Origin of the sequence: Streptococcus nasisuis (assembly GCF_040836615.1) — a bacterium.
Lineage (GTDB): Bacteria > Bacillota > Bacilli > Lactobacillales > Streptococcaceae > Streptococcus > Streptococcus suis_V.
The window spans coordinates 319,564-332,358 of sequence record NZ_CP162268.1 but is presented as its reverse complement, the minus strand read 5'-3'; the positions used below and the strand labels follow the sequence as shown (position 1 = coordinate 332,358).

At 47.8% G+C, this 12,795-nt stretch carries 9 protein-coding genes; 3 read left to right on the top strand and 6 right to left on the bottom strand.

Annotated elements, in window-relative coordinates; translation table 11 throughout:
- Positions 1–3 precede the first annotated feature (3 nt).
- The 4 genes from AB1F57_RS01805 to dhaS form a co-directional block, all read right to left on the bottom strand.
- The gene (locus AB1F57_RS01805) at positions 4–606 is read right to left on the bottom strand and encodes a nitroreductase family protein (protein WP_105138360.1); all 603 of its coding nucleotides are present in this window, start codon (positions 604–606) and stop codon (positions 4–6) included.
- Positions 607–752: 146 nt separating this feature from the next.
- The gene (locus tag AB1F57_RS01800) at positions 753–5,147 is read right to left on the bottom strand and encodes a PolC-type DNA polymerase III (RefSeq protein WP_367985995.1); all 4,395 of its coding nucleotides are present in this window, start codon (positions 5,145–5,147) and stop codon (positions 753–755) included.
- Between the two features lie 96 nt (positions 5,148–5,243).
- Positions 5,244–6,239, bottom strand: a complete 996-nt coding sequence (dhaQ, locus tag AB1F57_RS01795; protein WP_367985994.1) for a DhaKLM operon coactivator DhaQ — start codon at positions 6,237–6,239, stop codon at positions 5,244–5,246.
- The gene (gene dhaS, locus AB1F57_RS01790) at positions 6,236–6,790 is read right to left on the bottom strand and encodes a dihydroxyacetone kinase transcriptional activator DhaS (RefSeq protein ID WP_167785585.1); all 555 of its coding nucleotides are present in this window, start codon (positions 6,788–6,790) and stop codon (positions 6,236–6,238) included. The genes dhaQ and dhaS overlap by 4 nt, the downstream gene beginning before the upstream one ends.
- 147 nt (positions 6,791–6,937) lie before the next feature.
- Between dhaS and dhaK the strand changes: the two genes are divergently transcribed.
- Genes dhaK through dhaM form a run of 3 tightly spaced genes read left to right on the top strand, consistent with a single transcriptional unit; the run spans position 6,938 to position 8,887 of the window.
- Entirely contained in the window at positions 6,938–7,927 is a 990-nt protein-coding gene (dhaK, locus tag AB1F57_RS01785) for a dihydroxyacetone kinase subunit DhaK (protein ID WP_105122618.1), read from the top strand.
- Between the two features lie 10 nt (positions 7,928–7,937).
- Complete coding sequence (gene dhaL / locus AB1F57_RS01780) at positions 7,938–8,516, top strand: dihydroxyacetone kinase subunit DhaL (RefSeq protein ID WP_318830961.1); 579 nt, start codon at positions 7,938–7,940, stop codon at positions 8,514–8,516.
- Entirely contained in the window at positions 8,513–8,887 is a 375-nt protein-coding gene (gene dhaM / locus AB1F57_RS01775) for a dihydroxyacetone kinase phosphoryl donor subunit DhaM (RefSeq protein WP_105111702.1), read from the top strand. The genes dhaL and dhaM overlap by 4 nt, the downstream gene beginning before the upstream one ends.
- A gap of 356 nt (positions 8,888–9,243) precedes the next feature.
- Here dhaM and AB1F57_RS01770 read toward each other — a convergent pair whose 3' ends face one another.
- Positions 9,244–11,097 (bottom strand): proline--tRNA ligase, encoded by a 1,854-nt coding sequence (locus tag AB1F57_RS01770; RefSeq protein ID WP_367985993.1) that lies wholly within the window; start codon positions 11,095–11,097, stop codon positions 9,244–9,246.
- Between the two features lie 433 nt (positions 11,098–11,530).
- Positions 11,531–12,790, bottom strand: a complete 1,260-nt coding sequence (gene rseP, locus AB1F57_RS01765; protein ID WP_367985991.1) for an RIP metalloprotease RseP — start codon at positions 12,788–12,790, stop codon at positions 11,531–11,533.
- Positions 12,791–12,795: the final 5 nt, after the last annotated feature.

Sequence of the window (12,795 nt, the reverse complement as noted above, 5' to 3'; positions counted from 1 at the left end):
GTATTAGTTACCAAAAACTTTTACACGGTCACTATCCGCCATATAGTCTTTGTCTGCTGCTGGAGCTGCGATGCTACCGAATGGTGCTTGTGCACGGAGTTTCCAGTTAGCTGGGATACCGTATTTCTCAGCTACTTGTGCATCCACCAATGGGTTGTAGTGTTGTACGTTCATGCCGATATTTTTCTCAGCGAAAGCCAACCATACTGCGTACAAGTTGATACCGTGAGCTTGTTCAGACCAGATTGGGAAGTTTTCAGCGTAAAGTGGGAAACTTTCTTGCAAGCCTTTGACAACATCTTGATCTTCGAAGAACAAGATCGTACCAGCACCAGCTGCAAAGTTAGCCAAACGGCCTTTTGTGCCTTCAAAAGCTTCTGCTGGTGTTACTTTTTCTAATTCGCTGTAGGCAATTTCATTCCAAAAAGCTTCTGATTCTGCACCAAACAATACAACTGCACGGCTAGATTGTGAGTTGAAAGCCGATGGAGATTCTTTCATGGCTTTCTCAACAAGGGCTACTACTTCTTCATTTGATACTGGTATGTCTTTACCAAGTGCATAAATCGTACGACGTTTTTCTTGTAAGTTTGCAAAGTTTGACATAGGATTTCCTCTTTTCTAAATTATTACTACCTAGTAGTATTTATCACTATGTAGAGATTATATACCTATCCAACACAATAGTCAAGAGTGTTGACTTCTTTATATAAAAAAATTCACTGCCCCAAAAACAGAGACAGTGAACAAACTTAAAACAATTCATCAAAGAGACTCAGTTGGTTATCCTCTGGCATTTTACCGAGGATACCCATCTCGTCCATTTTTTCAACCAGCGTTGTGGACAAGCCGCCCCGTTTGCGGAGCTCTGTTTTGGAAAGGAATTCCCCTTCTTCACGGGCTGCAACCAACTGCTTGGCTACGTTCTCACCCAGACCGTCCATGGCTACAAAAGGCGGTATCAAGGTATCTTCTTCAATCAAAAACTCGGTCGCATGGGACTTGTAGAGGTCCAGCTTGCCAAACTTGAAGCCACGCTCCAGCATTTCATTGACCAATTCTAGGGTAGTATAGAGATCTTGCTCGACGTTGGAGGCCTCGTTATTCTTCTTCTTGAGGGCGATTTCTTCCATCTTGGCCTTGACCCGGTCCAAACCACCTGACATGGTCGCCAAATCAAAGGCCTTGGCACGGATAGAGAAATAGGCCGTGTAGTAATAAAGCGGATGATGAACCTTGAAGTAGGCTACCCGCAGGGCCATCATAACGTAGGCCGCCGCATGGGCTTTGGGGAACATGTACTTGATTTTTCCACAGGATTCGATGTACCAGTCCGGCACCTTATTGTCCTTCATGGCTTGGATGTAGCCGTTGCGCTCTTCCTCGGAAATTTTCAGCCAGAGGCCCTTCCGCACCCGCTCCATGATGTTAAAGGCCATTTTCGGTGGTAGACCTGCGTGCATAAGGTAAACCATGATGTCATCCCGACAACCAATAACGGTGGATAGGTCGGCAATTCCTGCCTTAATCAAGTCCTGGGCATTGCCCAACCATACGTCCGTACCGTGAGACAGTCCAGACAGCTGGAGTAATTCAGAGAAGGTGGTCGGCTTGGTTTCCTCCACCATGCCTCGAACGAAGTTGGTCCCAAACTCGGGAATGCCTAGCATACCTGTCGGTGTGCCAATCTGCTCTGGTGTAACGCCCAGAATTTCCGTACCAGAGAAGAGGGCCATTACTCCCTTGTCGTCAGCAGGAATGGTCTGCGGATCGATACCTGACAAGTCCTGCAACTTCCGTACCATGGTCGGATCATCGTGTCCCAGGACATCGAGCTTGAGGACGTTCTCGTCAATATCGTGGAAGTTGAAGTGAGTAGTCTGCCAGTTGGCGGTCACATCATCGGCAGGATATTGGACAGGCGTAAAGTCATAGACATCCATGTAATCAGGGAATACGATAATTCCCCCTGGGTGCTGACCAGTCGTCCGTTTGACACCAGCCGCTCCTGCCGCTAAGCGCTCCACCTCTACATCCCGATAGAATTTACCATAGTCCCGCTCGTAGCCACGGACAAAACCGTAGGCTGTCTTGGCCGCAACCGTACCTACCGTTCCTGCCCGAAAGGCATTTTCCGCGCCGAAAATATCTCGCACATCCAAGTGGGCAGAGGGTTGGTCATCACCAGAGAAGTTCAAGTCAATATCAGGTACCTTGTCTCCATCAAAACCAAGGAAGGTCTCGAAGGGAATATCCTGGCCGTCCTTGTTGTACTTGTTGCCACACTGGGGACAAGGTTTGTCCGGCATATCAAAGCCCGAACCGTAGGAACCGTCTGTGATAAATTCACTGTGTTGACAAGAAGGACAGACATAGTGCGGTGGCATAGGATTGACCTCGGTAATCCCAATCATGGTCGCAACGAAGCTGGACCCGACAGAGCCACGAGAACCGACCAGGTAGCCCCGCTCATTTGACCGCTGTACCAACATCTGAGAAGCCAGGTAAATCACGGCGAAGCCATTACCCAGAATGGACGTCAATTCCTTCTCAATCCGCAAGTCGATAATATCTGGCAGAGGATTACCATATATTTCAAAGGCCTTTTGGTAGGTCAGCTCGGCAACCGTCTCCTCTGCTTTTTCGATATAGGGCGTGTAGAGGTCAGTCTTGACCACTTCCACATCCTCGAAACGGTCCAGCATGGCATTTGGATTAGTGATGACAATCTCACGCGCCTGCGCCTCGCCTAAGAAGGCAAATTCATCCAGCATTTCACTGGTGGTACGGAAATGCGCCTTGGGCAGGGGAGCCGGCTGGGCATTCTCACCATTGCCGATAGTCCAGTTAATCGGCGAACTTTGGCCCAGGGCACGGACAATGATTTCCCGATAAATTTCTTCCTCGGGGTCAATATAGTGGACATTACCCGTCGCAAGAACAGGCAGATTAGCCCTGCGACCGACCTCAATCAACTGCTTGATGGTCTCCTCAATCTCGCCCATGTTCTTGAATTGCTCCTTGGCAATCATGGGCGCGTAGAGGGCTGGAGGCATGACCTCTATAAAGTCATAGTAGGCAGCCTTCTTAACTGCATCGTCAATGCCCTTGGACAAGAGTTCGTCGAAGACTTCGCCCTCTTGGCAGGCCGTTCCCAAAATCAAGCCTTCTCGATGAGCATCCAGCACCGTCCGTGGAATACGTGGAACTCCCTCAAAATACTTGGTATTGGACAGGGAAACCAGTTTGAACATATTTTTCAAACCAACCTGATTAATCACATAGACCGTCGCATGCTTGACGCGGGCTTTTTTGTAGGAATCCTCAGCAATCAGGTCACGATTGAGCTGATTGAGATTGGCAATAGCGTGCTTTTCGAATGCATCTTTCAAGAAAATAAAGAGTAGACGACCAGTCGCCTCGGCATCGTAGTTGGCCATGTGGTGGTGCTCCAAGGCAACCCCAAACCGCTTGGTCAGCGGCCCCAAACCGTGCCGTTTGAAATCTGGATAGAGATTGCGGGCAAATTCCAGCGTATCAATGACCGGCTGCGTAATGGTCGGCAGACCCGCCCGTTCATAGTTGACATCCATAAAGCCGACGTCAAAGCTGGCATTGTGGGCAACCAGAACGCTGTCCTGACAGAATTCCTGAAACTCCCGCAGGACCTGCTCCAAGGGCTTGGACCCCTGCACATGCTGGTCCGTAATTCCCGTCAACTCGGTCGTGAACTGGCTGAGTGGGTGCCCCGGATCAATAAATTCATCAAATTCTGCAATGATATTGCCCTTGTACATCTTAGATGCCGCAATCTGAATCAGAGCATTGTTGACCGCAGAAAGACCGGTCGTCTCCACGTCAAAGACTACGTAAGTCCCATCTGACAAGACCAAATCCGTCTCATTGTAGACAATAGGCACCGAGTCCTCAACGATATTGGCCTCCATCCCGAAAATCGGCTTGATACCCGCTTTTCTGGCAGCGTGGTAACCATGAGGGAAGGACTGGACATTGCCGTGGTCGGTAATAGCAACCGCCTTGTGCCCCCAGGCTGCAGCCCGTGCCACCAAGTCCTCAACGGCAGGAAGGGCATCCATGGTTGACATGTTGGTATGGGCATGAAATTCGACCCGTTTCTCACCTTCTGGCATCAGGTCCTTGCGGATTTCCTTCTTGACTTCTTGGATTTCCTGGACATTCATGGTCAGATCACGGGTGAAATTGTTGGTCTCCACATTTCCCCGCACCCGGAGCCATTGCCCCTTCTTTATCATGCTAAATTTCTGGGCCTCTTCCTCATTTTTAGCCCATTTTTGCAGGGTAAACGAAGAGGTATAGTCGGTCATCTTGAAGTTGATAATGACCCGTCCCGTCTTAGTTGTCTTGTGCTCCGCCTCAAAGACCAGCCCCTCAAAGACCACGCGGTTTTCCTCACTGTCGACCTCAATCATAGGCGTAATCTCCGCCTTATCGATGGCTACCTTGGCAGGCCGGTTGGCCTTCTTATATTCTGGGACAAATGGCTGAGCTGCCTCTGGTGGTGGCGCCATCTGTGCTAGTTGTTCCAGAGCAGCCAGATTTTCCTCATTGGCCTGCTGGTAAATTTGCTCATTCTGATTCTGGAAGTCCGCAGCCTGTTGCTCGGTCATGGTTTGACAAGCTTCGATGTCCACCTTGAGATTTGCAAAGCCGAAACGGGCGTATTGCTCGACTAGATTTGGCAGATGATTCTTGCGAAAATGAACCGTGTCAATGGTTTCAGGTCCCTTGATCCAGAGAACACCATCCCGATAGACGACTTCCAGCGGCTGAAAGAGGGCCTTGAAACCAGCACTCTGGCAGAGCTCCTCCGTAAAGGCCTCCGGATAGTAGGCCACCAGCAAGTCACCGTCGTAGGCTTCCAAATCCGTCACAATGGCAAAACGGACCCTATTGCCCATCTTTTCAAACTCAGTAGCTAGCCTTGCCTTGAAAAGCTGATAATCCAGAAGGGGCAAGGGAGCAGGCAAGCGGAAGGTAAATTCCCAGAGCTTGCTGACCTTGTGCAGGACAACCTTCTCAATCTTTCCAGATGAAAAAGCCTCTGATTGCCGAGCATCAAGAGGCATATTGATCTGTTGGAGCAAGAGTTGAAATTTATCTGACATGTTGATTTCCTTTGAATGTTGTTAGGATTATTTTACCACAATCCAGCCCAATTTTCGAGGGGAAGACTATGACAAGTCCTGACCGCATTCACCTTTCTACCAGGCAGCCGCATCCGTATCCGCCAGCAGATAATCCAGCCACTTCCGGTCTTTCAAGCGACAGAGGGTCACCGAAATCCCAGCCATGTCTAAGCTGGTCATCAATCTTCCCTGCTTGATAAAAGGAAGCTGCAGGCCCTGCAAATCTAGAAATTGGCAGATAGCATTCGTGAAGATTCCCAATTCCAACTCTGAAACAGTACCCAAATTGTTGACCAAAAGGATATAATCTTCACCCTCTCGCCAGTGGAATTTTATCTTTAATTTGTTGACGATTTCATTGGCCAACTGCTCAGCCGATTCAAAAGTGACCGTCCGGTAACCTTCCTCCCCGTGAATCCCCATACCATAGGAAATCTTGCCCTTTTCCAGCTGAAAGAGGGGTTGGTTATGCCCAGGAAAATGAGCAGACCTGGTCGCAAAGCCAATGGTAGCAATCTCCGTCGCCAATTCTAGGCCAAGGGCCTCCAGTTCAGCCAAACTGGCCCCAGCCTGAGCCGCAGCACCTAATATTTTATGCAAGAAAATAGTACCCGCCAGCCCCCGATGCCGCATCTGAAATTGCTTTTTGGGCTCGACAGAAATATCATCGTGGGAAACAATATAGCGGACATCGATTCCTTCCTGACGCGCCTGTTTAATGGCCTGGCCGAAGTCTGCTAAATCAGCCTCGAAATTCTTGACAATGACAAAAACACCTTGGCCTCTATTGATATGGCGGATAGCTCTTAAAATCTGCTCTGGAGTCGGCGGAATAAAGATTTTCCCATAGACAGCGGCAGTCAGCATACCCTGGCCGACAAAACCAATATGGGCCGGTTCATGCCCGGAACCACCACCCGACAAAATCGGCACCCGATCCTCGGCCTGATGTTTATCCACAATAATGGGATAATTCTCCAGTTGCTCCAAATGAGGATGAGCCAGCAAGAGCCCATCTATATAGGATTGTAGCAAATCTTCCTCCTGATAAAATAGTGGCAATTGACTCATTGTCCTCTCCCTCCTTCAAGTGATTGCAACAAGACGGAAACTAGGTTCCGATAGGAAGTATGTAGCTGGCGATGGGGGTCAACCACCCCCGCCTCAATAAAGCCCACCAAACCCTTGATATGGTAGTCTAATAGGAAGAGCCTTAACGAGCCTACTACTTCTACCTCTTGCTTAACAGACCACTCATCTATGATTTTTTCCAGCAAAAGCCTAACATAGTCAGATAAATAGCTCCTGAAGTCATTCTGCTCATTGACCGAAAAAATCCGTGCATAAAAAGACTGGTTGCTGTCGAAATAGTAAAGTAACTCATCCAACAACTTCCATCCACTGATATAATTCAAATTATCCGTAATCTGCTCTTCCAGCTCCGTCTTAAAAATCCAATCTAAGAGCTCATACTTGTCTAGGAAATGATTGTAGAAGGTCTGGCGACGGATAGCAGCCTCCTGCATAACCTCTACCACAGACACCTTCTCAAATCCCTTTTCAATCAACTGCTTTTTAAATGCCTTTGCGATGCGCTTTTTGGTCAGCAATGAAGTGCCCATGCTGCCTCCCTTCTGGTCTCTCCTATCTTATTATACATTATCAGATACACTTATGTAAAAAAAGGGACAAAATTGACCAATTGTCCCTTTAATTTGTCTACACAATACAATATAATAATCTTAGTATTATATCACGGAGGTTTTCTCATGAAAAAAATTATCAATCAACCTGAAAATGTTGTTGACGAAATGCTCAATGGCCTGGTCTTTATGCACAATGACCTGGTAGAACGTCTAGAGGGCTTTGAAGTCATTGTCCGCAAGGCAGAAAAGACTGGCAAGGTCGGTATCATCTCTGGAGGAGGCTCTGGCCACGAACCATCTCATGCAGGCTTTGTCGGTAAAGGTATGCTGTCTGCTGCTGTCTGTGGCGCAGTATTTACCTCCCCAACACCGGACCAAATCCTAGAGGCAATCAAGGCAGCCGATGAAGGTGCCGGGGTCTTCATGGTCATCAAGAACTACTCTGGTGACATCATGAACTTTGAAATGGCCCAAGAATTGGCAGAAATGGAAGGCATCGAGGTCGCAAGTGTAGTTGTCGACGATGATATTGCCGTAGAAAATAGCCTCTATACCCAAGGTCGACGCGGGGTTGCTGGAACCATCCTAGTTCATAAAATTCTCGGACATGCAGCTGAACAAGGCCAGTCTCTCGCTGCCATCAAAGAGTTGGCCGACAAATTAGTTCCACAGATTAAGACAATTGGTCTGGCCCTATCTGGTGCAACCGTTCCTGAAGTAGGAAAACCAGGCTTCGTTTTAGAAGAAGATGAGTTTGAATATGGGGTCGGCATCCACGGCGAACCTGGCTATAAGAAGGAAAAATTGCAACCGTCCGCAACATTGGCAGCCGAATTGGTTGAAAAATTAGCCCAAGGCTTTGAGCTCAAAGAAGGCGAACATTACGGTCTTCTCATCAATGGTCTAGGCGCAACCCCACTCATGGAGCAGTATGTCTTTGCCAACGACGTAGCTAAACTATTACTGGAAAAAGGCATTGAGGTAGACTACAAGAAAATCGGCGATTACATGACATCAATTGATATGGCTGGCCTATCATTGACCCTTATCAAATTAGAAGAACCAAGCTGGCTAGAGGCTCTAAACGCCCCTGTACAAGTAGCCGGCTGGTAGGAGAAAAACTATGGATGTAAGAACAGCATTGACTTGGATGACACGATTCAACGAAAAAATTCAAGCAAACAAGGATTACCTAAGCGAGCTGGACACCCCTATTGGTGATGGTGACCATGGAGGCAATATGGCCCGTGGGATGGCTGCTGTGATGACTGAACTGGATGGCAAGGAATTTGCCAGTGCGGACCAGATTTTCAAAATTGTAGCCATGCAACTACTCAGTAAGGTAGGTGGTGCCTCTGGTCCCCTCTACGGTTCGGCCTTTATGGGTTTGTCCAAGGCTAGCCAAGCTGGTGCTGAACTGGCTTCTATGTTACAAGAAGGCCTGGATATGATTCAAAAACGCGGCAAGGCGGAGCTGGGCGAAAAAACCATGGTCGACGTCTGGACCCCTGTCATCTCTGCCATTAGGGAAGACAAACTCACTCCTAATCTGATTCAGGAAATTGTCCAAGCTACTGCTGATACACTTGCGACTAAGGGACGTGCTTCCTATGTTGGCGAACGTTCTGTCGGCCACATCGATCCTGGTTCTTACTCATCTGGCCTACTCTTTGAATCCCTCCTGGAGGTGACAGGTTCATGACAAAAACTGGCATTTTACTAGTCTCCCATTCCAAAAATCTTGCCCAGGGGATTATCGATTTAGTCTCGGAAGTAACTCAGGACGTTTCTTTGACCTACTGCGGTGGCTTGGAGGATGGTTCAATCGGCACTAGCTTTGAGACCGTCCAGGCAAAGTTAGAAGAAAATGATGCAGACACCATCTTAGCCTTTTTCGACCTAGGAAGCGCTCGGATGAATATCGAAATGGTTGCTGATTTTTCAGAAAAAGAAGTCCTGATTCAGACTGTTCCCGTCGTTGAAGGCTGCTATACAGCTGCCGCTCTCCTGCAGGCAGGAGCTGATTTAGAAACCATTTTGCACCAATTACAGGAGCTTGAAATCAAAAAATAGATTCATTATTAAAAGAGCCTGGGCAAAAAGCCTAGGCTCGCTTTCTTTAGTTTGTGTCAACATCTCAGCTCAGGGTTGATTGGCTTTCACAGTTTGGGGAACTGTGAAAGGTGGGAAATTGGGATTGTGAAACAATCCTCAGCACTTCGCGTTTTACGCTCCGAACCAGACCTTTACGTATGATGCGAACTGCGTTCGCTCAATTTCCAACCTTCAACCGTCTCCTAAACAGTTGAAGCTGTGCGAGGAAAACGAACTCTCTTTTCATCTATCGAGTTCTTTCTCGCTCCCGAACTAAAAATCACATAATAAAATAGTTAGAGGCTGGACTTTATGCCCAACCTCTCCTTTATTTGTTACTTATTCAAAATTTTCAAAGTTTCCAAGAGCTGGTCGACATGGACTTCGACAGTGTCGCCAGTGCCCTTGATTTTGACTTCGACCACGCCGTCGGCAGCTTTCTTACCAACTGTCACACGGATTGGCAAGCCAATCAAGTCACTATCAGAGAACTTCACGCCGACACGCTCGTTGCGGTCGTCTGTCAAGACTTCATAACCAGCACCGATTAAGCTAGCTTCGATTGACTGAGTCAATGCCATAGCTTCTTCGTCCTTAACATTGACTGGGATCAAATGTACATCAAACGGTGCCAATTCTTTAGGGAAGTTGATGCCCCAAGCGTAACGGTATTCGCCTTTTGGTGTCTTGTTGACGAAGAGGCGAGCGTGTTGTTCAAGAACGGCTGACAAGAGGCGGCTAACACCGATTCCATAGCATCCCATGATAATCGGCATGGCACGACCATTCTCATCCAAGATGTTGGCATTCATGCTGTCTGAGTAGCGCGTACCCAGCTTGAAGATGTGACCAATCTCGATACCGCGGGCAAAGTTGAGCACACCGTGACCGTCTGGCGAAGGCTCGCCTTCCTTGACTTCACGAATGTCCACATACTCAGTCACTTGGAAATCACGTCCCGCATTGGCACCTATATAGTGGAAACCATCTTCATTGGCACCGACAACAGCGTTTTTCACGTCCTGCACCTTGCGGTCAGCGATAATCTTGATATTTTCTGGCAAGCCGACTGGTCCAAGGGAACCAAAACCTGCACCGAAGATTTTTTCAGCATCCGCTGGACTGGCTACATCAAAGAAATCTGCTGCCAAGTAGTTTTTCAACTTGATATCGTTGACCTGATCATTGCCAACAAGGAGGGCAACAACTGGCTCTCCATCAGCCATGAAGAGCATGGTTTTGATGGTTTGCTCTTCCGCAACATTCAAGAAGGCTGCGACTTCATCGATGGTTTTGGCATCAGGCGTTGCGACTTTGGTCAATTCCTCTTCGACCACAACAGCGGTGCTTGGTTTGTAGGCGCTAGTCGCCATTTCCAAGTTGGCTGCGTAGCCAGATTCGCTAGAGTAGGCAATGGTATCTTCACCAGAAACATTCCAAGCCAAAAGTTCCGCCTTGATGGCTGTCAATACGTCCTCTGGAATTTCGTCAAAAGAAGCTACCGACTTGTCCAAGACAACCCAGCGGTCCAAGTCCGTACGATCAGGGGTAATGGCCATAAATTCTTGACTGTCCTTACCACCCATGGCACCACCATCACCGATGATAGCCTTGAATTCCAGACCAGCACGCGTAAAAATCGCCTCGTAGGCACGCTTGTAATCGTCGTAGGTTTCATCCAAACTCTCGTAGCTAGCGTGGAAACTGTAGCCGTCCTTCATGATGAATTCGCGACCGCGCAAGAGACCGTTACGTGGACGTTTTTCGTCGCGGTATTTTGGTTGGATTTGATAGATATTAAGCGGCAACTGCTTATAAGATTGAACCGCATCACGCGCCAATAATGTCACTGTTTCTTCATGGGTTGGACCCAAGATAAAGTCGGAACCCTCGCGGTTTTTGAGCTTGTAGAGGTCGTCGCCGTAGGTATCGTAACGACCAGACTCGCGCCAAATGTCGGCTGACAAGAGAGCAGGCGCCAAAAATTCGATGGCGTCAATCTTGTCAAATTCCTCTCGCATGATATTTTTGGCTTTTTCAATCACACGGTTGGCCAACGGCAAATAGCTGTAAATCCCAGCGGAAATCTGACGCACATAACCAGCACGCACCATAAGCGCATGACTGATGACCTGCGCATCAGAAGGCATCTCCCGCAAAGTCGGGATAATCATTTTAGATTGTTTCATAATAAGATACGGAGGTCGTAAAAAACGACTGAAAATTAGGAAACTGGCGCAATGTGCTTGCACATCAGTCAGTTTATCTATTTTCCGAGTTTTTAGACCGAGTTCAATTACGAACCTCCTCTGTTCCTTTCATCATTGGTTGTTAGGAAGACACAGGTTTCAGCCCGTGTTCAGTTCCTTTCATAGTTTTCAGAACATCCTACGTATAGCACGCATTCAATTCCTTTCTTAATCTTTATTGTCAGGAGGACACAGGTTTCAACCCGTGTTCAATTCCTTTCATAGTTTATTTGATTAGAAATCACAGATATTGTTTCTCTAAATTCCAAGCTGACGCTCGAGTTCAAATCTAAAAACTCTCTGTTCCTTTCTTTTTCTTAGTTTTCAGAACTTCCTGCGTTTAGCACGCATTCAGTTCCTTGCAAATTTTATTTTAGAAAAATACCCGCATAATGTCATTCCAGGTCACAACCAGCATGAGAACGACCATGATTGCAACGCCTGCCAGCGTGATGTAGGATTCCGTTTCTGGCTTGAGCGGTTTGCGACGAATTCCTTCCAGGATATTCATAACAATTTTACCACCATCAAGGGCCGGAATCGGAATGAGATTGAAGATTCCTACGTTTATCGACAACATAGCCATCAGTCTAATAATGGACATCCAACCATCTTGAGCCGCTTGATTGCTGACAGAGTAAATAGCCACAGGACCACCTAGTTGCTTGACATCAAAGCTGGCAATCAGATTTTTCAAGGCTGTGACAATCATGAGAGCTGTCGCTCCGGCCTGCTGGACACCACCAATAATCTTGTCCAAGACACCCGTCTTCAAAATAGGGGAAACACCTAGTCTGTAGGTGCCATCTTCCTGCTTGGCAGTCACAGACACATTCTTCTCAGTCCCGCCCTGCTCCACAAGCAAGTCAAACTTAGGAGCACTGCTAGCATCCTGCACTGCCTGCCCAATCATCTTAGAAATATCGGCGTAAGAATCTGTTGCCTGACCATTGACCGAGAGAATCTTATCTCCAGTCTCTAATCCAGCAGCTGCAAGAGCACTACCCTCTACAACTGTCACCTGATTGCTAGACGTATCGGCCACACCGCCCTGCATGAACATAAGCAAGATGAATGCCAAAACACCGAGGATAAAGTTGTTCATGGGACCCGCAAAGTTAGTCATGAGCCGACCCCAGATCGTCGCATTTTGATACTGGACATCCAGCGGTGCAATGCGGACTTCCGTCCCATCTTCCTCGACAATGGTCGCGTCGTGGTCCACCTTATAGGTCTTGGTCTCATCCAGGACCAGACCAGTGATTTCCAGCTTATCATCAAAGTCAAAGCCGGTCACATTCATGGGTAGACTGTTGACATCAAAGCCCTTACCCGATAGGTTGATTCGAGTCACAATGCCGTCTGAATTGAGGGTCAAACTGGCCGGTGTCCCGGTCTTAATCTCCGTTTTGTCCTCGCCCCAGCCAGCCATACGAACATAGCCACCAAGCGGAAGAATACGAATCGTATAGACCGTCCCGTCCTTGCCCGTATGAGCGAAAATTTTCGGACCCATACCAATGGCAAATTCCCGAACCAGGATGCCTGCTTTTTTTGCGAAATAGAAGTGACCAAATTCATGGATAACCACAATCACGCCAAAGATAAAAATAAATGCTAAAATTCCCTTCATGGAAC

Coding starts and splice junctions, on each gene's coding strand:
- dhaS (WP_167785585.1), bottom strand. CDS start 6,790: ATGGGCACTTCATTGCTGACCAAAAAGCGCATCGCAAAGGCATTTAAA.
- rseP (WP_367985991.1), bottom strand. CDS start 12,790: ATGAAGGGAATTTTAGCATTTATTTTTATCTTTGGCGTGATTGTGGTT.
- AB1F57_RS01805 (WP_105138360.1), bottom strand. CDS start 606: ATGTCAAACTTTGCAAACTTACAAGAAAAACGTCGTACGATTTATGCA.
- AB1F57_RS01800 (WP_367985995.1), bottom strand. CDS start 5,147: ATGTCAGATAAATTTCAACTCTTGCTCCAACAGATCAATATGCCTCTT.
- dhaQ (WP_367985994.1), bottom strand. CDS start 6,239: ATGAGTCAATTGCCACTATTTTATCAGGAGGAAGATTTGCTACAATCC.
- dhaL (WP_318830961.1), top strand. CDS start 7,938: ATGGATGTAAGAACAGCATTGACTTGGATGACACGATTCAACGAAAAA.
- AB1F57_RS01770 (WP_367985993.1), bottom strand. CDS start 11,097: ATGAAACAATCTAAAATGATTATCCCGACTTTGCGGGAGATGCCTTCT.
- dhaK (WP_105122618.1), top strand. CDS start 6,938: ATGAAAAAAATTATCAATCAACCTGAAAATGTTGTTGACGAAATGCTC.
- dhaM (WP_105111702.1), top strand. CDS start 8,513: ATGACAAAAACTGGCATTTTACTAGTCTCCCATTCCAAAAATCTTGCC.